The 23,230-nt window shown below is 52.6% G+C and carries 19 protein-coding genes; 14 read left to right on the forward strand and 5 right to left on the reverse strand.

What is annotated here, in order from left to right:
• The first annotated feature begins 14 nt into the window (after window positions 1-14).
• The 7 genes from PXG97_RS10860 (at window position 15) to dnaK (ending at window position 7,297) form a co-directional block, all read left to right on the forward strand.
• Window positions 15-1,004, forward strand: a complete 990-nt coding sequence (locus PXG97_RS10860; protein ID WP_276497770.1) for a DNA-directed RNA polymerase subunit alpha — start codon at window positions 15-17, stop codon at window positions 1,002-1,004.
• Between the two features lie 73 nt (window positions 1,005-1,077).
• A complete protein-coding gene (rplQ, locus tag PXG97_RS10865; protein WP_276497771.1) occupies window positions 1,078-1,605 on the forward strand; it encodes a 50S ribosomal protein L17 in 528 nt (175 codons plus the stop codon).
• A gap of 80 nt (window positions 1,606-1,685) precedes the next feature.
• Window positions 1,686-2,801 carry a glutamine-hydrolyzing carbamoyl-phosphate synthase small subunit gene (gene carA / locus PXG97_RS10870; protein ID WP_276497772.1) on the forward strand — a complete coding sequence of 372 codons (1,116 nt, stop codon included), beginning with the start codon at window positions 1,686-1,688 and terminating at the stop codon, window positions 2,799-2,801.
• A 20-nt stretch (window positions 2,802-2,821) separates the two neighbouring features.
• On the forward strand, window positions 2,822-4,099 hold the full coding sequence (gene eno, locus PXG97_RS10875) for a phosphopyruvate hydratase (RefSeq protein ID WP_276497773.1): 1,278 nt from the start codon (window positions 2,822-2,824) through the stop codon (window positions 4,097-4,099).
• An 88-nt stretch (window positions 4,100-4,187) separates the two neighbouring features.
• A complete protein-coding gene (locus PXG97_RS10880; protein ID WP_276497774.1) occupies window positions 4,188-4,484 on the forward strand; it encodes an FtsB family cell division protein in 297 nt (98 codons plus the stop codon).
• Between the two features lie 71 nt (window positions 4,485-4,555).
• Window positions 4,556-5,332 carry a hypothetical protein gene (locus tag PXG97_RS10885; protein ID WP_276497775.1) on the forward strand — a complete coding sequence of 259 codons (777 nt, stop codon included), beginning with the start codon at window positions 4,556-4,558 and terminating at the stop codon, window positions 5,330-5,332.
• A 99-nt stretch (window positions 5,333-5,431) separates the two neighbouring features.
• The gene (gene dnaK, locus PXG97_RS10890) at window positions 5,432-7,297 is read left to right on the forward strand and encodes a molecular chaperone DnaK (protein ID WP_276497776.1); all 1,866 of its coding nucleotides are present in this window, start codon (window positions 5,432-5,434) and stop codon (window positions 7,295-7,297) included.
• Window positions 7,298-7,402: 105 nt separating this feature from the next.
• Here dnaK and PXG97_RS10895 read toward each other — a convergent pair whose 3' ends face one another.
• Window positions 7,403-7,750 carry a hypothetical protein gene (locus PXG97_RS10895; RefSeq protein WP_276497777.1) on the reverse strand — a complete coding sequence of 116 codons (348 nt, stop codon included), beginning with the start codon at window positions 7,748-7,750 and terminating at the stop codon, window positions 7,403-7,405.
• Window positions 7,751-7,761: 11 nt separating this feature from the next.
• Entirely contained in the window at window positions 7,762-8,829 is a 1,068-nt protein-coding gene (locus PXG97_RS10900) for an Ldh family oxidoreductase (RefSeq protein ID WP_276497778.1), read from the reverse strand.
• Between the two features lie 205 nt (window positions 8,830-9,034).
• On the opposite strand from PXG97_RS10900, the gene PXG97_RS10905 reads away from it, so the two are divergent.
• Complete coding sequence (locus tag PXG97_RS10905; RefSeq protein ID WP_276497779.1) at window positions 9,035-11,413, forward strand: tetratricopeptide repeat protein; 2,379 nt, start codon at window positions 9,035-9,037, stop codon at window positions 11,411-11,413.
• 561 nt (window positions 11,414-11,974) lie between these two features.
• Here PXG97_RS10905 and PXG97_RS10910 read toward each other — a convergent pair.
• The 3 genes from PXG97_RS10910 to PXG97_RS10920 are packed head-to-tail and all read right to left on the reverse strand — an operon-like array spanning window position 11,975 to window position 14,725.
• Window positions 11,975-12,916, reverse strand: coding sequence for a Ppx/GppA phosphatase family protein (locus tag PXG97_RS10910; RefSeq protein ID WP_276497780.1), 942 nt, complete (start codon window positions 12,914-12,916; stop codon window positions 11,975-11,977).
• A 53-nt stretch (window positions 12,917-12,969) separates the two neighbouring features.
• Window positions 12,970-13,794, reverse strand: a complete 825-nt coding sequence (locus PXG97_RS10915) for an abortive infection family protein (RefSeq protein ID WP_276497781.1) — start codon at window positions 13,792-13,794, stop codon at window positions 12,970-12,972.
• Between the two features lie 37 nt (window positions 13,795-13,831).
• Window positions 13,832-14,725 carry a class I SAM-dependent methyltransferase gene (locus tag PXG97_RS10920; protein ID WP_276497782.1) on the reverse strand — a complete coding sequence of 298 codons (894 nt, stop codon included), beginning with the start codon at window positions 14,723-14,725 and terminating at the stop codon, window positions 13,832-13,834.
• Window positions 14,726-14,832: 107 nt separating this feature from the next.
• Between PXG97_RS10920 and dapF the strand changes: the two genes are divergently transcribed.
• The 6 genes from dapF to PXG97_RS10950 all read left to right on the forward strand — a co-directional run bounded on the left by dapF (window position 14,833) and on the right by PXG97_RS10950 (window position 23,214).
• The gene (gene dapF, locus PXG97_RS10925; protein WP_276497783.1) at window positions 14,833-15,609 is read left to right on the forward strand and encodes a diaminopimelate epimerase; all 777 of its coding nucleotides are present in this window, start codon (window positions 14,833-14,835) and stop codon (window positions 15,607-15,609) included.
• Window positions 15,610-15,713: 104 nt separating this feature from the next.
• On the forward strand, window positions 15,714-16,229 hold the full coding sequence (locus PXG97_RS10930) for a GNAT family N-acetyltransferase (protein WP_276497784.1): 516 nt from the start codon (window positions 15,714-15,716) through the stop codon (window positions 16,227-16,229).
• A 978-nt stretch (window positions 16,230-17,207) separates the two neighbouring features.
• Window positions 17,208-20,582, forward strand: a complete 3,375-nt coding sequence (gene secA, locus PXG97_RS10935) for a preprotein translocase subunit SecA (RefSeq protein WP_276497785.1) — start codon at window positions 17,208-17,210, stop codon at window positions 20,580-20,582.
• A gap of 120 nt (window positions 20,583-20,702) precedes the next feature.
• The gene (gene deoC / locus PXG97_RS10940; RefSeq protein WP_276497786.1) at window positions 20,703-21,365 is read left to right on the forward strand and encodes a deoxyribose-phosphate aldolase; all 663 of its coding nucleotides are present in this window, start codon (window positions 20,703-20,705) and stop codon (window positions 21,363-21,365) included.
• Window positions 21,358-21,876 carry a sporulation protein gene (locus tag PXG97_RS10945; protein WP_276497787.1) on the forward strand — a complete coding sequence of 173 codons (519 nt, stop codon included), beginning with the start codon at window positions 21,358-21,360 and terminating at the stop codon, window positions 21,874-21,876. The genes deoC and PXG97_RS10945 overlap by 8 nt, the downstream gene beginning before the upstream one ends.
• Before the next feature lie 147 nt (window positions 21,877-22,023).
• Window positions 22,024-23,214 (forward strand): M20 metallopeptidase family protein, encoded by a 1,191-nt coding sequence (locus tag PXG97_RS10950; protein WP_276497788.1) that lies wholly within the window; start codon window positions 22,024-22,026, stop codon window positions 23,212-23,214.
• The last annotated feature ends 16 nt before the right edge of the window (window positions 23,215-23,230 follow it).

Genomic DNA, 23,230 nt, shown 5'->3' on the forward strand with positions numbered 1-23,230 from the left:
TTAACACTGCAAGTATGTCAATATTAGCATTTCAAATGCCAGAGAAAGTTGTAATGGAAAAAGCCGACGACTTTCATGGTTTATTTGAATTCAAGCCGCTTGAAAAAGGTTACGGGGTAACCATCGGTAATGCGCTGCGAAGAATCCTTCTTTCTTCTTTGGAAGGATATGCCATTACGAGCATTCGCATTGGTGGTGTACTGCATGAGTTTTCTGCTGTTGAAGGGGTGGTTGAGGATGTGTCTGACATTATCCTTAACCTGAAGATGGTTCGCCTTAAGAAGATAAGCGAAGTTGTTGATGAGAAGATCACTGTTTCTTTCAGTGGACAAGATACTTTTAAGGCTGGCGATATCAACAAGCATACCGCCAGCTTCGAAGTGCTAAACCCAGAGTTGGTTATCTGCCACCTGGATCCAAGCGTGAACTTCGAGATTGAGCTGACGATTCAGAAAGGACGCGGTTACGTGCCTGCTGAAGAGAACAAACCGCTTGATCAGGTATTCGGTCAGATTTTCATTGACGCCATCTACACGCCTATCAAGAACGTGAAGTACAGTGTTGAGAACACTCGTGTGGAGCAAAAGACTGACTACGAGAAACTAGTTCTTGACATACAGACAGATGGCTCTATCCACCCTGAAGATGCCTTGAAGGGGGCTGCGAACATCCTGATTCAGCACTTCATGCTGTTCTCTGACAACACCATGACCTTTGAGACGGCTAAGCCTGAAGAAGAGGAGGCTGTTGACGAAGAACTGCTGCACATGCGCAAGGTTCTGAAGACTCCACTCCAGGATATGGACCTTTCTGTTCGTGCCTACAACTGCTTAAAGGCTGCCGACATCAAAACACTTGGCGACCTGGTGCAGCTAGATATCGCGGACATGATGAAGTTCAGAAACTTCGGTAAGAAGTCGTTGACAGAGCTGGAGAACCTGGTTCAGGAGAAAGGTCTTACTTTCGGTATGGATCTTTCTAAGTATAAATTAGAGGAAGAGTAAAATTTAATCCTACGGCATAATTCCCGATCCCGCTTAGGTTGATCGACGGTATGCACGTGCACAATTCAAAATAATGAGACACGGTAAAAAAATTAATCACTTAGGAAGAACTGCTTCACACCGTAAGGCAATGTTGTCAAACCTGGCATCATCCCTTATCCTGCACAAGCGCGTTTCTACTACAGTAGCCAAAGCTAAAGCACTTCGTAAATACGTGGAGCCTCTGCTTACAAAATCAAAGAGTGACACGACGCACTCTAGAAGAACGGTTTTTGCCTACCTTCAGAATAAAGAGTCTATCAAGGAGCTGTTTGATGAGGTATCTGTTAAAATCGCTAACAGACCAGGTGGTTACACGCGTATCCTGAAGACAGGCTACAGACTGGGTGACAACGCAGAGATGTGTGTGATCGAGCTTGTAGACTACAACGAAGATATGCTGGCTACAACTGGTACTGCAGGTGCTGGTGCTAAGAAGACGCGTCGCCGCGGCGGTAAGAAGAAGGCAGAAGGTGCTGCTACTGAGGCGAAAGCCCCAGAGGCAACTGATGCTCCTGCTGCTGAGTCTAACGGTGCTAACGAAGAAGCAAAAGATGCTTAAGGAGCTCTGTTTGTAAATATTTTAAAGGGACATGACGTTAGTCGTGTCCCTTTTTTTATGTTTGTAATAAATCTTTACCAATGAAAAAACACACTTCCTCAGAGGCAATCCTATTACTTGAAGATGGAACCGTGTACAGAGGCAAAAGCTTAGGGCGCATCGGCACATCCGGTGGTGAGCTTTGCTTCAATACAGGAATGACCGGTTACCAGGAAATTTTTACAGATCCATCCTATTTCGGGCAGATTGTAGTTAACACGGTATCGCATGTGGGTAACTATGGCGTTCAGCATGAAGAGGTGGAATCAGACAGAGTGCAGATAAACGGTCTTGTTTGCAAAGACTTTTCGCACCACTTCTCCAGAAAGACAGCAGAGGGCTCCCTGCAGGATTATTTTGAAAAAGCTGGCGTGGTAGGTATCTGTGAGATTGATACACGCTCGTTAGTGCGCCACATCAGGGACAAAGGAGCGATGAATGCCATCGTGTCTTCAGAGATAATGGATGTGGAAGAGCTGCGTAAGAGGCTGTCAGAGGTGCCGTCTATGGCGGGCCTGGAGCTTTCCTCACAGGTAAGCACACCGGAGATGTACCACCTGGTGCCAGATGAGGTGAAGTTTAAGGTTGCTGTGCTTGACCTGGGTGTGAAGCGCAACAGCCTGAATAACTTCATGCAGCGCGGCTGTGAGGTGAAGGTGTATCCATACAACACTCCTTTTGAGGAGATGGAGAAGTGGAACCCGGACGGCTACTTTATCTCGAATGGACCTGGTGACCCCGCTGCGACACGTGATGCGGTAAACAGCGTGAAGCAGATACTGGAGATGGAGAAGCCAATGTTTGGCATCTGCATGGGCCATCAAATCCTCGCGCAGGCAAACGGGATTGCGACGTATAAAATGCACAATGGCCATAGGGGGCTGAACCACCCGGTGAAGAACCTGCTGACGGGGAGAAGCGAGATAACGAGCCAAAACCATGGCTTTGTCGTAGACATGGAGCAGTTGAAGAGCCACCCGGAGGTGGAGATCACGCATATCAACCTTAACGACAACACCGTGGAAGGCATGCGCATGAGAACCAAGCCTGCTTTCTCCGTGCAATATCACCCTGAATCATCACCAGGACCGCATGACTCAACCTATTTGTTTGATGAGTTTGTGGCCCTGCTCGAGAAAAGTAAAAACAAAGTATAACTATCGTAAAAACAGAAAGAATGAGCTTAATCACTGACATTAAGGCCAGACAGATCTTCGACTCGCGTGGCAACCCCACCGTTGAGGTAGATGTAATGACTGAAACAGGTATCATGGGCCGCGCTGCTGTGCCTTCTGGCGCCTCTACAGGTGTGCATGAGGCTGTAGAGCTTCGTGACAACGACAAAGGCATGTACATGGGCAAAGGTGTCCTGCAGGCCGTTAAGAACGTGAACGAAAAAATAGCGGAGGAACTGGTTGGTTTCCCGGTGTTTGATCAGAACCTGCTTGATAAGATTATGATCGAGCTGGACGGCACACCTAACAAGGGCAACCTGGGTGCCAATGCCATACTTGGCGTTTCGTTGGCCATTGCGCGTGCCGCCGCACAAGAACTGAACCTGCCGCTTTACCGCTATGTGGGCGGTGTAAACGCTAACACGCTGCCTGTGCCAATGATGAATATCCTGAACGGCGGTAGCCACGCAGATAATGCCATCGACTTTCAGGAGTTCATGATCATGCCAGTGGGAGCTCCTTCTTTCTCTGAGGCGCTTCGTATGGGGTCGGAGGTGTTCCATCACCTGAAGAACGTGCTGAAGAAGAAAGGCCTATCGACAAACGTGGGTGATGAAGGCGGTTTTGCACCGAACATTGCTTCCAACGTAGAAGCCATTGAGGTGGTGTTGCAGGCCATTGAAGCGGCCGGTTATCAGCCAGGAGACGATTTCATGATCGCCATGGATGCTGCCAGCTCTGAGTTCTACGATGCCTCTTCCGGTATGTACCACTTCAAGAAGTCGACAGGCGACAAGCTCTCTTCTTCTGACATGGTGAGCTATTGGGCCGAGTGGGTGAACAAATACCCGATTATCTCGATTGAGGATGGTATGGCCGAGGACGACTGGAAAGGCTGGAAAGAGCTGACCGATAAAGTTGGCAGCAAGTGCCAGCTGGTGGGCGACGACCTGTTTGTAACGAACGTGGAGCGCCTGCAGCAAGGTATAGACCAGGGTGTGGCTAACTCTATCCTGATCAAGGTAAACCAGATCGGTACGCTAACGGAAACCATCAACGCCATTAACCTGGGCATGCGACACGGCTATAAGAGCGTGATGAGCCACCGTTCAGGCGAGACAGAGGATAACACCATCGCTGACCTGGCGGTTGCCCTGAACACAGGCCAGATCAAGACAGGTTCAGCTTCCCGCTCAGACCGCATGGCCAAGTATAACCAGTTGCTTCGCATTGAGGAGGAACTGGGCGAGGTGGCTTACTTCCCGGGCAAGAAGTTCTAAAATACTATTTTTAGAAAATTTATTTTGTAAGGCTGTGGGTTATAACACTCACAGCCTTATTTTTGTGTACACACCTTAGCTTACGGTTATGATACAGCGCATCCCTAAAATATTCAGAAACTTCTACTTTATCGTTTCGCTTCTGTTTGTAGTATGGATGCTCTTCTTCGACTCCAATGACTTTGTAACGCAATACCAGATGCGCCACCAGCTTAGCGAGTTGGAGCGCGACAAGGAGCACTACCTGGAGAAAATGGCTGAGGTGGAGAAGGACCGGCGAGAGCTGATGGGCAACCCGGAACTGCTTGAAAAATTCGCCCGCGAAAAATACCTGATGAAACGCCCGAACGAGGATGTGTTCATCATTGTGCCGAAGGAGGAGTAGGCAATAGAGTTAAGAGATAAAAGTTTAGAGTGAGGAGTTGGCAGAGCTGCTCTGGAGTTTAGAACGTTCGTATGACTTGGCCACTGGACCTGTTTCTGTTTACTATTGTGATGATGTTCCTATGGGGGCTCATACTACAAAAAGTGAGCAGGAGTAACGCCGCTAAAGTCGTCGTGCTAGGCAATGTTGCAGTTTATATTCTTTATACTTTTTACTTTTTTAAGCCTTTCTTTGATATAGAGGCAGGCAGGGGTGGTGGCGCCTTTGCAGCCGGAATATATATTTACATACTTACGCCGCTGCATCTTTTAGCAGTATACTTCGCTGTACTAATTTTTAATAATTTCAGGGATATAGCTTGGTTAAAGCAAATATTAACCTTTGTTGTTCTACCTGCGATGGCCATTGCTTTTGGCTACAGCTTTGCCGTAAAGCAGCAGGAAATAGCAGATGATAAACAGCAACAGTATTTTTCAGAACTGAATAAGAGACTGGAACAGGAGGAGATTAGCAACAGCAGATCAGAGGCAGACTTTGAAAGATTCATATCTCGCTTTGTGTCAGATTCTGCCTTCCAACTGGATCATATGCGCCTGCCGTTACCGGAGTTCTATCTTACGTCAGAGCTAACAACTGATACCGTCAACCATTATTATGAGCATGCTGTTCCTTATTTTTTAAAGGGTGGAGGTGCAGGATACTTTATTTATGATGACTGGGAGAATAATGAGATAGTTTCGTCTAAAAGAACTTTGGTTGTAAATGAAAATGGTTGGCGTGTACACTATCACTTCAGCTATGACGGGAAATGGAAGCTTGTAGAGATCCAGAAGTATAAACCCCACTAACCTCATTCCCCTCAAAACAAATCCCTCCCCAAATAATTTGTAACTTTGTAGTATAGCGCCGCCGCCGATTGGTGGCGGGCTCACGTAAATACAGATACTATGGCAAAAGTTGCAATAAACCTTTCTACCGGATCTCTTCAGCAGGAAGAGGTAATTGTAGGTATAGATTTAGGAACGACCAACAGCTTGGTGGCCTATATCCATCCTGAGGACAAAAAGCCGATCGCGATAAACGACCAGGGCCGCGGCTCCATTGTGCCGTCGGTGGTGCATTTCACGCAGCAAGGCGAAACGATAGTCGGCACTGAGGCAAAAGAATACCTGATCACCGATCCGGCTAACACTATTTACTCTGTAAAGCGCCTGTTGGGCAAGTCGTACAAAGACCTGGGCGAGCACAAGGATTTTTTCGGGTATAAGATCATTGACGATGACTCTGAAGGACTAGTGAAGATCCGTGTGAAGGACAAGTTCTACTCTCCGATAGAGCTGTCGGCGGAGATACTGAAGGAACTGCGCGAGCGTGCGGAGCATTCCCTGAAAACGCCTGTGAACCGCGCCGTGATCACGGTGCCGGCCTACTTCAACGACTCACAGCGCCAGGCTACCCGCGATGCCGGCAAACTAGCCGGGCTGGAGGTGCTACGCATCGTGAATGAGCCTACCGCCGCAGCGTTGGCTTACGGTATAGGCATAGACCCGAACGAGGAGAAAACGGTGGCTGTGTATGACCTGGGCGGAGGTACGTTTGATATCTCTATCCTGAGCATCCACCAGGGTATTTTTGAGGTACTCTCTACCAACGGCGATACTTACCTGGGCGGCGATGACTTTGACCGAGCCATTATCAACCACTGGATTCAGGAGAACCAGCTGCTTGCCGATACCGTGAACCAGGACAAGCACCTGTTGCAGGAACTGCGCCTGAAAGCAGAAGAAGCGAAGAGAACACTAAGCGCGCAGGAAGTGTACACCGGCACCATCAACAGCACCATAGACTGCCACATTGAGCGCCATAAGTTTGAGGCCCTGATCGCCCCGGTCATTGCCCGCACCGTTGACAGCTGCAAGCAGGCGATGGCTGATGCTAAGCTGCAGCCGGAGCAGATCGATGCCGTGATCATGGTGGGCGGCTCTACACGCGTGCCGATGGTGTACGAGGCGGTATCGGAGTTCTTCGGCAAACCAGCCAACAATCAGCTGAATCCGGATGAGGTAGTAGCCTTGGGCGCCGCCATTCAGGCCGACATCCTGGCGGGTAACCGTAAAGACATCCTGTTGCTGGACGTGACCCCGCTCACGTTGGGTATCGAAACCATGGGAGGTCTCATGGACCCGATCATCCCCAGAAACTCTAAAATACCGACTAAAGCAGGCCGCCAGTACACGACCTCTGTGGACGGGCAGGTGAACATGAAGATATCGGTGTATCAGGGCGAGCGCGATGTGGTGAAGGAAAACCGCAAGCTGGCCGAGTTCGACCTGAAAGGCATACCTGCCATGCCGGCGGGCTTCCCGAAGGTGGACGTGAACTTTATTCTGAACGCCGACGGTATCCTGAAAGTAGAGGCCGTTGAGTTGCGCTCCGGAGTGCGCCAGGAGGTGGAGGTGAAGCCGCAGTATGGCCTCACCGACCAGCAGGTGGAGCAGATGCTGATGGACTCCATTATGCATGCCAAGGATGACGTGGCCACGCGCATGCAGATAGAGGCACGCACCACAGCCGAGCAGATGCTGTACCAGGTGGAGCGCTTTGTTGAAAAGAACGGGCAACACCTGGCGGCGGAAGAAATAAACCTGACCCGCGAAAACGTGCAGAAGCTGAAGGATGTGTTGGCAGCCGGCGGCGACAAGGACGCTATCTATGCCGCCATAGACAGGCTGGAGGAGCAGACAAGTCCGTTTGCCGAGCGTGTGATGCAAATCTCGATCAAGCAGGCGATGGCCGGTAAGAAGATTGAGTAGCAGTGTCCATCAGCCTGAGCAAACAAGCAGGTTGGCATAAGTAGGAAAAGGGGCGCTGGCTATACTTTAGCCAGCGCCCCTTTCCATATGCTACAGTTGTTATTGCTATGGCTCCAGGGCCTGTAGCACAAACTGCAGTAGGTTAAAATTAAAGTATAGCAGCGTAACGGCCACGATCACCCCCACCATCACATTGGCGTAAGGCGCCTCCGCTTCGTGCACCTCCCGCACACCCCAGTAAATGTAGCTGATCAGGGCGAGCAGGGCGTAAAGCAGCAGCAGGATCGGAATTGCCAGGAGCACCTCCACAGAGGCGAAGCGCCAGAAGTAGTTCAGGCCAAGCCAGAAAAGGTTCAGCGTCCACGATACGACCAGCATGAGGATGCTGCGCCTGCCAGAATTGAGGCCAATCCCCCTGAAAAACCTTGCCGCAGCCGTACCTCCCCTTGCCATACTTGCCTATACTATAGTTGGATGTTAAATCGCTGGCCCAGCGCCTCCAGGTCGCGCTCTACTGGTGGCAGCAGCGGAATGCCCTGTATCAGGCGTATCTCCTCCATCTCACGCTCCGGGTCGCCGGGGATAAGTACGGCGCGCTCGCCTTTTACCACGTTTGCCTTGCGGAACGTTTCAATCCAATTATCCATGTGCCGCTTAAACTCATCGGCCGGCCGGAAAGCATCCACACGCATCGCGCCTAGAAAGTGGCCTATTCCTTCGCCGGGCAAGTTATTTGCTACGGGCAGGAAGGCAACGAACGGCGGCACCCACGGGCCGTAGTTGGCACCCGAGAGTACAGCCGATAGAATGTCCACGATAGCCGAAAGCGCATAGCCCTTGTGGCTACCGTGGTCGCGGTCTGAGCCGAGAGGAAGCAGCGCGCCGCCGTCCTTCAACTCATTAGGGTTAGTGGACTCATAACCTTCCTTAGTCTGAATCCAGCCGGCTGGCGCCTTCTTCTCCTTGCGCTGCAAAATCTCCAGCTTGCCGTTAGCAGCGGCGGCAGTGGCCAGGTCGGCTACAAACGGCGGCTGTTCTTTGGCAGGCACAGCCACGGCAATTGGGTTGGTGCCCAGCATGCGGTCCGTAGAGAAGGTAGGGGCCACCAGTGGCGAGGCGTTCGTCATGGCGATGCCGATCATGTCGTCGGCCAGCGCCTCCATGGCGTGGTAACCGGCAATACCGAAGTGGTTCGAGTTCTTGACCGATACCCAGCCCGTGCCCACCTGCGTTGCCTTTTGCCTGGCAATGGCCATGGCACGCGGCGCCACGACCAGGCCAAGCCCGGCGTCGCCGTCTACAGTGGCGGTGCTGGGCGTTTCGTGCACCACGCGGATGTTCGGTTTAGGGTTGATGCGCCCTGCTTCCCACAGGCGCACATAGCCGCTCAGGCGGGCCACGCCATGCGAGTCAACGCCCCGCAGGTCGGCGGCAAGCAGTACTTCGGCGGCCAGTCGGGCATCGTCCGCAGGGCAGCCCATGTGCAGGAACACCTCCTGCGTGAAGTTGAAAAGTTGTCGGTATGGGTACATGTAAGCGTCTACTGTTAAGGGTGGCAAATTACTAAAATATCAAACCAATGCCTTGGCTTATAGTTTGCCATCCCTCACATACGGCTGATACTTTAATTTACCGCCCGTTCACCCATAATATTTTATTTTTTCTATACTTTTCGGGAGGAAACGGTAAAACTGGAACAAGCTTTGCCTTGGCCTCAGAAAGCTAAGCCCCTGTACTATGAAGAAAGCGCTACTACTTTTCGCCACTGCCCTCGCTGCCTTTGCCGCCGAGGCACAAACCAAGCTGCTGTTTGAGGAGAAGACTGCCGAAGCTTACCTGCTAAAGTATGGCTCTGGCTCCGGAAGCAGCCAGGCACAGCTTAACAGCATCATCAACATACTGAAAGAGCACCAGGTGACCACCCGCAGCGGCAGGCCACCCCGCACGCCAGAATTTACGCTCCGCTTTGAGCAGCAGGCACAGGTGGCAGATGCGGGGGACAAACTGCAGCTAAAGGTGCAGGTGGCAAAGGTGCAGGTAAGCGGCAGCACCGACTACAAAGGCTTTGACCTAGGGGATGCCTTGCTGCCGGACAAGTATAAAGCAAAGGTACAGCTGCTGAATGCTAAGAACGAGGTAGTGCAGGTTTACGACCGCACCGTAACGCTGAAGCCTAACGGGGTGACGCTACTGGAGGAGCAGCTACCAGACACTGCCGCTAACCCTGGCTATAAGCTACAGGTAGTGGAGGAGCAGGTGGAGTACACTGCCGTGGATGTGCAGCAGCTGCGGGAGCAACTGAACCTGGTGCGCGCCTATTTTGCCGCCGATGCCAAAGTGCTGCAGGCTCTGAACGAAGTGGCGCTCGTACTGCCGGACGACATTGACCGCCTGCCCCTGCACGACCGCAAGCTGCATGAGTTGGAGGAGCAGTACGAGTACCTGAAAAAAGAGAATTATACCGAAAAGCTTAATCTGAAGCAGCAGGATCCGCAACGCCTGAAATATAAAATGGAGCAGCTCGGGCAGGTGCTGGGGGAGCGCCGAAAGGCGATCAACTATACCTTGGCCACCATTCATGAGCATTTCTACAACCGGGGCGTGAGCCTGCTGAACAATGGCAATGCCTCGGTGGCACAGACATACTTTGCCAAGTCGGTGGAGGCAAACCCGAACTTTGCCCCGGCGCATGTACAGCTGGCCCGCATCGACCTGCGCAACGGCTACATCCACGAAGCTACTAACCGCACCCGCGATGTGCTCACCCGCATGCGCGTGGACCCACAAACCGAGCAAATGGCCCTGGCCCTGGCCCACGACATCTACGCGGCCCACATCACTGAGGGGAACCGCTTTACCACCCGTGGCGAGTACAGCTATGCCCTGGAGGCTTACGCCGAAGCGCGTGACCTGTTCAGCACCATTGGCGGGCTGCGCTGCAGCATGCAGGCGCTGAACGACGGGGAGGCCCGGGCTGCAAACGGCGTGTACCGAAGTATGGTGGAGAATGGTACACGCCTGTTGTCGCGCCACGATTTGCAGGAGGCGGAGCGGGTGGCGCAGGAGGCATTGGGCTTCCAGCGGGAGTATGATTACGTGCTGCACAACGCCACCGAGGCCAATGATTTGCTGAACCAGGTTAAGTTTCAGTACTACCTGGGCTTTATAGATGAGGGCAAGCGCTTCCTGGCGCAGCAGAACCACCGCGCGGCGCTGGGGCAGTTTGAGGAGGCGCTGGCGCTGGAGCAGCAGTATACTTTCAGGCCAGTGCAGGAACTGCGGCAGCTGTCGCAGAGGGCGGCTAAACCGGTGCTGCTGGCCATGCTGAGCGAAGGCTATGAGCAGGCAATGCAGAACAGGCTGGGCAACGCCCGCCAGACCGCCGCCGATGCCACGGCCATGCAGGAGCGCTTTGCGTTGGTACAGGATGTGGAGGTGCAAAGCAAGTACAGGCTGCTGCGCGAGCGCATCTTTACCCAGGAGTGTGTGAACACACAGGCTGCTTATGACAAACATTTCCAGAACGCGCAGGCGCTGGTGCGGGAGAAGAAGTTCATTGCAGCAGACCAGGCTTACGAAGCTGCCATCAAAGCAGCTGAGGGCATGTCGGAGTGTGGCGTGGCAACGTTTACGGCAACAGACGGCAGAGCTGCCATTGCCGCCGCCGCTAATTACCAGCGCAAGCTGGAGGAGACCAGCCGGCTGATCAGCAGGAATAAGTATAGCGAGGCAATTCTGAAGTATGAGGAAGCAAGAACATACTACCTGGCGCAGCAGGTAAATAAGTTCGGGCTGGACCATATCTCCCTCTTCAACTTCGCCAAAGATCATCCAAAGCTACCTTTCACAGCAGCTGTGGTAGGCCATTATGCGAATGAGGGGGAAGAGCAGGTGTCTGTTCAGCTGTTATCGGTGCTGCTGGAGAAGGGCTACCGCAAAGGCAAAACCAAGAAGGTGCAGCAGCAACTGGGGCAGCAGCTGGCGCTGAAAGATGTGCAGCAAGGGCAGCTGCAGGATGCTAAAATATTATCTGTAAAGTATAGCCAGAACAACCGGGCACTGAAGCAGCTGAAGAAAGCCTACGAGAAGGAGCGGAAGCGGCTGGCGAAAGGTTAAGTTTTCAGTAGCCTTGTGTCTTTCTTAGCCACTGCTTTTTGCAACTGGAGCCAAGCTATACTTTCTAACTACTGCTGATCCTCGGCCTTACAACCTGCTCGTTTCATTTCTGGCTTTGGCTCCCTCAGCCCGGGAGGGCTCGTCCTGGGGGTAGGGGCCCTCGATAAGGGCATCGCGCGGTGTACATTTCCTTTGCTCCTGCGTCGCAATTTCGCTAAAGCGAAACCAGAAATCTACAAGGCGCTCTTTTTCGAGGGCCCCTACCCCCACCCAAGGGCTGGGATCAGATTCGATAGCCACGGCTGACGGAGCTTGAACTAAGTCCCCCTTTGAAGGGGGCAGGGGGATGATAATCGCCTGCAGGCGCTCACTCTCCTGTTTTTAGGAGAGATTTGGGGAGAGGTAAAAATCCCCTCTCGGGAGGGGCAGGGGTGGGTTTACACCTGTAGGGACAGGTCGTGACCTGTCCGGGCTATACCAGCTGCAATGAAACTTATACTTTTGCCTTGGTAGTGTCAGACTCCCCTCCTTAGACAAGGAGGGGCAGGGGTGGTTAGATATCTACTTCCGCTCCTGCAGCATCTCATACAGTACGCCCTCTTTCAGCGCGTACGAGGAAACCCGGATCTCCTGCAGCTTATACTGCTGTAGCACAAAATCCACGGCTATACTTGCCAGCACAATCATGTCCACGCGCATTTCCAGCATGACTGGGATGGCCAATCGCTCGTCGTGGTTCTTGCGGAGCAGATCCTGGTGCATGCTGTAGTAATCTTCTATAGCCAGAGCGGAGGCAGGTGGTATACTTTGCTGGCGCGACGTGTCGCCGTGGCGGAGAGCGTTGATGTCGCAGAGGGTGTCGAAGGTGCCGGAGGAGCCTACAAGTATAGTGGGTTTATACTTGGCCACGGCGGCGGTTAATGGCTGAAGCTTTTCTTCGAGGTATGTTTTTTCGGCGGCTATACTTTCGGCTGGTATCGGATCCTGGGTAAAGAACTTGTCCATGAGGCGCTGTGCCCCTAACTCGAAGCTTTGCTTCCAAAAGATCTCATTTTGGTTGCAGATGATGAACTCCACGCTGCCGCCACCAATGTCCATGATCATCGCCGTCTGCTCGTCCAGCACACCGGCGAAGCGCACACCGTAGTAGATCAGTTCGGCCTCGCGGGCACCGTTTATCACTTCTACCTGAATGTCGGTCTGCTTAAAAATGTCCTTCACAAAATCATCGCCGTTGCTGGCGTTGCGCACCATGCTGGTGGCCATGGCCCGAACAGTTTTCGCCCCAAACTCATCAATGATTCTTCGGAACTCACGCAGGGTTTTCAGGGCACGCTCTGATGCCTCGGCCGTAATAGCTCCGTTGCTGATACCGCCCTGGCCCAGCCGCACGGGCACTTTGGTCTTGTAAAGCTCCGTAAGCTGGCCCTGTTCATCCACCTCCGTTACCAGCAGGTGAAAGGTGTTGGTGCCCATGTCGATTAGTGCGAGGCGGTTGGTCATAAAGGATTGATTTTATTTTTAAAGTATAATTCAAGATGAGGTAATTAATTACTTCAAACTTTGAATTCCTGCCATTCTAGAGAAACTTCTTCTTGCTGATTAACTATATGCTTCTCAATTGTATCTATAAATTTTATTGAACTTGAAATATTGTTGAATATTAAAACACTTTCATGATAGTTTAATATTGGGTTATCATGAGCAAAGCTTCTATTATTACGAACGTCATTAAATGCCTCCATAATCTGGATAGAGAACTTAAGAATTTTTTCAGCCATTGTTGATTGAATCAAGTTCTGACCTACTATATGTTTGACATACTTTCCGAAGATACTGTTTAGCGACTCTGAGGTATTGAATCCTATCTTATGTTTATTACATAATTCCCTAACATATTTAAAAACAAATGTGTGAAGTCTGTCAAGGGCTGTTTCAGGTTCACCCTTTTCTATACTTTCTCTTATTAGTTTGGCGAGAAGCGCAAAATCTTTATCGTCATTATTAGCTTTTATAGCATCAATATGCTCAACAGGAGAATCTTGTCTTAAGCGAGCAACTATGCGGAGGCAATCTTCTGATAAATCTCTTTCTTGAGCAGTAATCTCATCTTCGGTAATAATCTTTCTATCTACCCAGTGCTGTATTAGTGCTGCAGTTAAATGGCCTACAGTGGTATTGTTTTCTATCTCCCAAAACTTTCTTAATCTATTAGCTTTTGAGCCGCTGTGTAGTTTATACTTTTCAGATAGAATATCAAGCTCAGTTTTTTCTAGTATAAAATCTTGAAAGGTTCTGTCGGAAAAATTAAGTACATACCCATTACCCATACCAAAAAGCTTTTCAAGCTTGTGTTTTTCTACAGTAGTTAAATCAGACATTCTTTAAGATTTAGATTAGATAAGTTACCTTACTTTCCTACCTCCCCACAGAAGTAAACCTAAAGAAAGTCCCCAACGGCAACCTGCGTTCTCCACTATCGTGTAGGTACAACTCTCCGAGTTCCTCGTTCTTTACCATCTCCCCAAACGTATCGCGCATCAGGTTGTCAAGCACCATGGCCGAGAAGCCCATGGAGTAGAGGTTGATGAGCAGGAAATAATCGGTGCCATCCAGCATCTCGCGGCAGAGTTTGATCATCTCGTTCAGCTCGTTCTCCAGCTGCCACTTCTCACCGTTCGGGCCGCGGCCGTAGCTGGGTGGGTCCAGGATGATGCCGTTGTAGGTGTTGCCGCGCTTCACTTCGCGGCGGGCATACTTCATGGCATCTTCCACAATCCAGCGCACGTTGTCCAGGTTGCTGGCCTCCATGTTGTCGCGGGCCCAGAAGTTTACTTGCTTGATAGAGTCGAGGTGCGTAACATCGGCTCCGGCGGCTTTGGCGGCTAAAGTGGCAGCACCGGTGTAGGCAAACATGTTCAGCACCTTCGGCTGCGGCGTTTTCAGCTTTTTGGTAGTATCGTAAATAAACTTCCAGTTCGCGTCCTGCTCCGGGAAAAGCCCCACGTGCTTAAAGGAGGAGAGGCCGAGGCGGAAGCGCAGCTTCAGGTCGTTATACTGATAGTTGATAAACCACTGCTCCGGCATTCCCTTCTTCAGCTTCCACTGGCCTTTTTCCTGGCTGCCTTTGTCGCGGGTAAACACGGCATTGGCCAAGCGCTGCCACTCCTGCTCCGGCAGGTGCTTGTCCCAAATGGCCTGAGGCTCAGGGCGCGCCACATAGTACTGTCCAAATCGCTCCAGCTTCTCAAAATTTCCGGAATCCACTAACTCGTAATCGGGCCAGTTTTCTGTAGTTAAAAAGGAATACATATCTTTGTCGTTTATTTCAGGCGCAGAGGCCGGTAAGCGGTAAAATTACGCATTATCCGCCTAACCTTAAAAAGGCACGCAGCCGCTGTTTTATTTGTTTCAGTTATATGGCAATCAGCTTTTATAAATACCAGGGCACCGGCAACGACTTCGTGATGATCGACAACCGGAAGCTGAACTTCCCGGCACAGGACGAAGCGCTGGTAAAGCACCTCTGCGACCGGCGCATGGGCATTGGCGCCGACGGGCTCATCCTGTTGCAAGACCACCCGGACTATGACTTTGAGATGGTATACTACAACGCCGATGGCCGCCTGGGCTCTATGTGCGGAAACGGCGCGCGCTGCACGGTGCGTTTTGCCAGGCAACTGGGCGTGATCGAGGATGTGGCCTGCTTTCTGGCTGCTGACGGCGAGCACCAGGCAAGTATAGAGCGCGACGAAATCCACCTGAAGATGAGCGATGTGAAAGGCGTGGAGCAGATAGGGGAGGACTTCTACCTGAACACCGGTTCGCCGCACTACATCCGTTTTGTAGACGATGTAGAGAGCCTGGATGTGTATAAGGAAGGCCGCGCCATTCGCTACAACGATCGCTTTAAGGCCATAGGCACGAACGTGAACTTTGTGCAGAGAATAGGGGAGAATGAGGTGTTCGTGCGTACCTACGAGCGGGGCGTGGAAGATGAGACGCTGTCCTGCGGAACAGGCGTTACGGCGGCCGCACTGGTGGCAGGCATCAAGGGCTTGCAGAGCCCGGTGAAGGTAAAGGTGCTGGGTGGCCAGTTAAAAGTGGCGTTTGAACGCTCCGGTAACGAGTCCTTTAAATACATCTACCTGATAGGCCCGGCCAAGCTGGTGTTTACCGGCAGCATCACCGTTTAAACAAATTCGGAAAGTATAAACCAGATGAAGGATTCCGGCAAGTATAGACTGTCGGAAGTCTTTTCTTTTTTGTAGATTGATGCTGGTATAAAAGTATAAGCCCCGTGTTTTTGAAAGCCGACCAAACCTACCTGCGTGCCCTAGAGCCGACTGACCTGGATTTCCTATACTCGCTGGAGAACGACACTACTGTGTGGCACGTGGGCAACACGCTAACGCCATACTCTAGATTTGTGCTGGAGCAGTACCTGGAAAACGCCGCCCTCGACATTTACACCGTAAAGCAGCTGCGCCTGGTTATCTGCAACCACCACCACGAAGGCATTGGAGCTATCGATCTGTTCGACTTTGAGCCCCTGCACTGCCGCGCTGGCGTGGGCATCGTTTTGATGGCAGAGCACCGCGGCAACGGCCACGCCAAAGAAGCCCTGCACCTGCTGCTGGATTACTGCCACAGCAAACTGAAGCTGCACCAGGTGTACTGCAGCGTTACCGCCACTAACCTACCGAGTATAAACCTCTTCACGCAGGCCGGCTTCAAGCAAGTGGGGGTGCGGAAGGAGTGGCTCAGAACCACCGATGGCTGGGAGGATGTAGTAGAATTTCAGAAGGTGTTTTAAATTAAAAGGCTTTTGTAGCGACTACTGATAAGTACCATCGCCAACACCTCACTTCTCTTAAAAGCTGGGGAAGGAGTTCTCCTTTTCCGTGCCCAACCACCCCTGCCCCTCCTTGTCTTTTTCGAGGACCTCTACCCCCAAGAGGGGAGCTCGGTTCAAGCTCCGTCTGCCTTAGCTAACTAAAACTGTTCCCAGTCTTTGGGTTGAGCGCCTATGCGAGTTTTTCCGGTGCCGAAGGCATTGCGACGTAGGAGCAAAGGAAAAGCTCCCAGCGCGATGCCCGAAGACGAGCCCTCTCGGGCTGGAGAGCAAAAAGTATACTATGAAACGAGCAGGTTGTAAAGCCGTGGATGAGCAGCAGCTAGTAAGGATAGCTTGCATCAGGTTACAGGAAGCAGCGGCTAAGCACAGGCACAAGCGGACGCTTGCGCCAGGGAAGTATCAAGATAGCCAAAGCAAGTATGGCTTTTCAAGCCAGTCGAGTCACAGACTCAACACCATAGTAGGACACAAGCCTGAAGACTTGTGCCAGCAAAGTTGGCAAGTATAAGTATGGCTTGCGCGGACCTGAAGATTCGCAGCAGCGAAAGTCCCCGATAAGGAGGTCCGAAACAGCGAGGCAAGGCGTGGGCTGCAAGCCCGCGCCAGCAACGGATGAGAAATAGCGGCAGGAAAAGGCACAAGCGGAAGCCATCACTAGTAAGGGAAAGAGTACATCAGAAGCAAGTTCATAAACCTAACATCTACTTAAAAACGAACTTCTGCCACACTGCCACATGTTACCTATTATGGCATAGCCTATTAAGCCCTTAGAAGCTAAATAGAAAAATCACTATACTCTATCGGTAAATATGGCAGACTGCCCGCGTCCCATGCGTTCTGGTATTGTTTTAGTACAGAATGTTAGATATATCGGAAAAAAGGCTATTTTTGACGATATTGCGAACAGAAGAATTCATTTAAGAACAGCACATACAGATGTTTGATTTTTTCGGTAAAACCGTTGCGAAACTATTCGGCACCAAATCCGACAGAGATATAAAGGAGGTACTGCCTTACGTATCTAAAGTAAACGAGGAGTACGCCAAACTAACTACACTTACAGATGACGAGCTTCGTCAGAAAACCTTCGAAATCAAGGGAATCATTGACGAGCGCCTGAAGCCGATCGATGACAAAATCGCGGCCCTGCACAAGCGTATTGCCGATGAGCCGGAGCTGAACATCGTGCAGAAGGAGAACATCTTCTCGGTGATAGACGAGTTGGAGAAGCAGCGCAACAAAGACCTGGAAGTGGTGCTGATGGAGGTACTACCAACCGGTTTTGCCGTTGTAAAAGAAACTGCACGCCGCTGGAAAGAGAACGGCCAGCTGGTGGTAACTGCCACCGACCACGACCATATGATTGCGGGGCGCAAGCCAAACGTGCAGATCGAGGGCGATAAAGCTACTTGGGCGAACAAGTGGATGGCTGCCGGCAACGAGATTACTTGGGATATGCTGCACTACAACGTACAGCTGATAGGTGGTATCGTGCTGCACCAGGGTAAGATTGCCGAGATGGCCACAGGTGAGGGTAAAACGCTGGTGGCTACACTGCCGGCTTACCTTAATGCCTTGGCCAAGCGCGGGGTGCACGTGGTAACGGTAAACGATTACCTGGCCCGCCGCGACTCTGAGTGGATGGCGCCCTTGTTCGAGTTCCATGGCCTGACCATCGACTGTATCGACAAGCACCAGCCAAACTCCGAGGCACGCCGAAACGCCTACAAAGCCGACATCACCTACGGTACCAACAACGAGTTCGGCTTCGACTACCTGCGCGACAACATGGCCCGCGAGCCACAGGACCTGGTGCAGCGCAAGCACCATTATGCCATGGTCGATGAGGTGGACTCCGTGTTGATTGACGATGCCCGTACGCCGCTGATCATCTCTGGTCCGGTGCCGCGTGGCGATGAGCACGAGTTCTACCAGCTGAAGCCGCGCATTGCCATGCTGGTGGAGGCGCAGCGTAAGGTGGTGCAAAACTTCCTGACAGAGGCCAAGCGCCTGATCAAGGATGGCAACACGCAGGAGGGTGGCCTAGCCCTGTTCCGCGCTTACCGTGGCCTGCCTAAGAGCAAGCCGCTGATCAAGTTCCTGAGCGAAACGGGCAACCGTGCCATCATGCAGAAGACGGAGAATTTCTATCTGCAGGATAACTCGCGCCAGATGCCGGAGGCCGATGAGCCGCTGTACTTCACCATTGATGAGAAGCACAACCAGATTGAGCTAACAGAACGGGGCATTGACCTGATCACAGGCCAGGGCGAGGATCCGAACTTCTTCATCATGCCGGATATCGGTACGGAGATCGCCGAGATCGAGCATAACAAGGAGCTGGCCCACGAGGAGCAGCTGCATGCCAAAGAGAAATTGATCGCTGATTTCCAGGAGAAGTCGAAGCGTATCCATACCATCAACCAGTTACTGAAGGCCTACACGTTGTTCGAGAAGGACACCGAGTACATCGTAACGCCGGATAACAAAGTGAAGATCGTGGACGAGCAGACAGGCCGTGTAATGGAAGGCCGCCGCTACTCCGACGGCTTGCACCAGGCCATTGAGGCGAAGGAGAACGTGAAGGTAGAGGATGCCACACAGACCTATGCCACGGTCACGCTGCAGAACTATTTCCGTATGTACCACAAGCTTTCCGGTATGACGGGTACGGCCGAGACAGAGGCAGGCGAGTTCTGGGACATCTACAAACTGGATGTAGTGGTGATCCCTACAAACCGCCCTATCGCCAGAAAAGACGAGCACGACAAAGTATACAAAACCACGCGCGAGAAGTATAACGCCGTGGCCGATGAGATTGTACAGCTGACACAAGCTGGCCGTCCGGTGCTGGTAGGTACCACCTCGGTGGAGATATCCGAGCTCCTGAGCCGTATGCTGAACCTGCGTAACATCAGACACCAGGTGCTGAACGCCAAGCTGCACCAGAAAGAAGCTGAGATTGTGGCTGAGGCTGGTAAGCCGGGCACGGTAACGATCGCTACGAACATGGCCGGCCGTGGTACCGACATTAAACTGACGGCAGAGTCAAAATCTGCGGGTGGTCTGGCCATCATCGGTACAGAGCGCCACGAGTCCCGCCGTGTAGACCGCCAGCTGCGTGGCCGTGCCGGTCGCCAGGGTGACCCGGGCTCTTCGCAGTTCTTCGTTTCCCTGGAAGACAACCTGATGCGCCTCTTCGGCTCAGACCGCATTGCCCGTCTGATGGACCGCATGGGTCTGGAAGAAGGCGAGGTGATTCAGCACTCGATGATCACCAACTCTATTGAGCGTGCGCAGAAGAAAGTGGAGGAGAACAACTTCGGAATGCGTAAGCGCCTGCTGGAGTATGATGACGTGATGAACGCACAGCGTGAGGTGGTGTACAAGCGCCGCCGAAACGCCCTGTACGGCGAGCGCCTGGAGCTGGATATCTGGAACATGATCTACGATATCAGCGAAGATGTGATTGTGAGCTACAAGAACATCAGCGATTACGAAAACTTCCAGCTGCACGTGCTGCGTGTGTTCGGCATTGAGTCTGCCATCACGGAGGAAGAATTTAGATCGGGCAACGCAAACCAACTGGCAGAGCGCCTGTACAACGAGGCCCTGCACCACTACCTGGAGCGCAACAAGCAGATCGGGGCGCAGGCCTACCCGATCATTGCCGATATCCACCAGAACCGTGGGCCGATGATTGAGAACGTGGCGGTGCCGTTTACGGACGGTAAGCGCCAGCTGGCAGCAGTGGCTAACCTGACGAAGGCTTTCGAGTCAAAAGGACAGGAGTTGATCCGCTCAATGGAGAAGATCATTACGCTAGGCACCATCGACCAGGCCTGGACAGACCACCTGCGCGAGATGGACAACCTGAAGCAGAGCGTGCAGAACGCCGTGTACGAGCAGAAGGACCCGCTGTTGATTTACAAGTTCGAGTCGTTTGAGCTGTTCAAGCGCATGATCGGTAAAGTGAACGAGCAGACAATTGCTTTCCTGTTCCATGCGTTTATACCAGTGCAGGCCCCACAGCAGATGCAGCAGCCGGTAAGGCCGCCTATGGCCCCGAAACCGCCAGTGCTGAAGGAGCAGAAGCAGGAAGTGCATTCTTCCCTGGAGGACGAAGCCGGCCACACGTCGGCCCCAGCGCAGGAGCCGGAGAAAATCATGCCGGCTCACTCACAAAAGGTAGCCGGCCGCAACGACCGTGTAAGCGTGCAGTACAACGACGGCCGCGTGCTGAAGGACGTGAAGTTTAAAAGCGTAGAGGACGATTTGCAGAACAACCGCTGCGTACTGATTGAAGAATAAACTAGCGGCAGCCACTACATATGTTTAGTGGCTGCTTTCTATACTGTATTTGTTTGTAGCATAGAGGATGTAGGAGAAAGTATACTTTCATCTTATGTCCTTTATCTTTTATCTAACGTTATGGCAGGAGAAGATATCGCTTCCTACATAGATCATACGCTGCTGCGCCCCGAAGCTACAGTTGAGCAGGTCATGCAGCTCTGCGATGAGGCCCGCAGCTACGACTTTGCTGCTGTTTGCGTGCCGCCGTGCTACGTGCAGCAGGCCAAGGAGCGCTTGGGTGTGGGCACCCAGGTAAAGATCGCCACCGTGATCGGCTTTCCGCTGGGCTACCAGCATCCCAAGGTAAAGTTCCTGGAAACTCACCAGGCGATAGAAGACGGGGCCAACGAGATCGATGTGGTGATGAATGTTTCTAACTTTAAGTCCGGCAGGTATAAGGAGGTGGAAAATGAGCTGAGTGATTTAGCCAAGTTCTGCCACATGCGTGAAGCCGAGCTGAAGGTAATTATTGAGACGGCGCTGCTGACGGAGGAGGAGATCGTAAAAGCCTGCGGCATCTGTACCAGTGCCGGGGCAGACTTCGTGAAAACCTCTACAGGCTTTGCCGCGAAAGGGGCCACCGTAGAGCATATCAAGCTGATGCGCCGCGTGCTACCCAGCAGAATGAAGATAAAGGCTTCTGGTGGCATCAGAACGACCGCCGAAGCAGAAGCATTAATACGAGCGGGCGCCGACAGGTTGGGCTGCTCGGCCAGCATACAAATAGTTTCCCATGAATAGATTCCTTAGTATTTCGCTTGCTTTGCTATTGGTAGCCAGCACCTCCTGCTCCCCGTCCAAGGGTGGCAGCCGTGTCGGCAGCGAGGCAAAGATAGGCACCGGCAAATCGGCGGACAGAGTGATGGACGACCTGAGCCAGTACCGGCCAAAGTATGAGGTGACAGAGGCGGAGCCGTTGGCCCGTATCGAGCCGACGCAGCACAACAACGAGCAGGTGGCAGTGCTGATGGACACGGTGGCCAGCGTGAACAAGAACATCAAGTATGCGCAGGGTTACCGCATTCTGGCTTACAACGGCTCTCAGCGCCAAACCGTCATGGACCTGCGCAAGGCCATCATCTCCAGAGTGCCCGAGGTGCAGGATTACCTAACCTACCAGCAGCCAAACTTCCGCCTTATGGTGGGCGATTTCTTTAGCAGGGTGGAGGCGCAGCAGGTACTCAACCAAATCTCCGACCTGATCCCGAACGCGCAGATCGTGCAGGACAAGATCAACATCCGGAAGAATTAAAAAAGCGTAGGCACAGGCCGGAAAAGCGTTGTGGTATAAGAGCTGCAACGCTTTTTGTTTTGATGCCATACCGTATAATTGTTACCTTGTTTTACAGTTCCGTTGAGCTGGCCCAAAGTATAGGAAGCCATTTTCCAGAAATTGCACATGTCGATATCCATAGCTAGAATTAAAGAACTTGCCCAGGCCTATGCACCGGACACGGTGCAGGTGCGCCGCCACATCCACGCCAACCCTGAGCTCTCCTTTGAGGAGCACCATACTGCCGCCTATGTACGGCGGGTGCTGGAGGGGTACGGTATAGAGGCCGAAAGTATGGCCGGCACCGGGCTAGTGGCGCTGATAAAGGGTCGAAACCCGGAGAAGAAAACCATCGCCCTGCGCGCCGACATGGATGCCCTGCCGATCACGGAGGCCAACGAGGTGGCGTATAAGTCGAGAAACGAGGGGGTGATGCATGCCTGCGGGCACGATGTGCACACGGCTTCGGTGCTGGGTACGGCACGTATCCTGCAGGAGCTGCGCGGGGAGTTTGAAGGCACCGTAAAACTGGTATTTCAGCCGGGCGAGGAGAAATTCCCGGGTGGCGCGTCTCTTATGATCAAAGAGGGCGTGCTGCAGAACCCGGCGCCGGAAAGCATCGTGGGCCAGCATGTGTTCCCGCTGCTGCCTGCCGGCAAGGTGGGCTTTAAGTCGGGGATGTACATGGCCAGTGCCGATGAGATCTACATTACCGTGAAAGGGAAGGGAGGCCATGCGGCGCTGCCCGAGATGAACGTAGACCCTGTGCTGATCTCGGCTCACCTGATCGTGGCGCTGCAGCAGATTGTTAGTCGCCATGCCAGCCCGAAGGTGCCGACAGTGCTCTCGTTTGGCAAAGTGGAGGCCAAAGGCGCCACGAACGTGATCCCGAATGAGGTGAAGCTAGAGGGCACCTTCCGGACCATGAACGAGGCGTGGCGGCGGGAGGCGCACCAGAAGATAAAGAAGCTAGCCGAGGGCCTCTGCGAAAGCATGGGCGGCAGCTGCGACATCGACATCAAGTTCGGTTACCCTTTCCTGCAAAACGACCCGCAGGTGACAGGCATAGCCCGTGCAGCCGCAGAAGCATACTTAGGAGCCGAGAACGTGGTGGAACTGGACCTGTGGATGGGGGCTGAGGATTTTGCCTACTACACCCAACAGGTGTCGGCCTGCTTCTACCGCCTGGGCACCCGCAACGAGGCGCGCGGCATTACCTCCGGTGTGCATACGCCCACGTTTGATATAGACGAAGCTGCCCTGGAAACCGGCATCGGCCTGATGGCTTGGGTGGCGCTGCAGGAGCTAGAAGGGTAAATGAAGCTTAGAACAA

The organism is Pontibacter litorisediminis (genome assembly GCF_029360645.1).
Classification (GTDB): Bacteria; Bacteroidota; Bacteroidia; order Cytophagales; family Hymenobacteraceae; genus Pontibacter; species Pontibacter litorisediminis.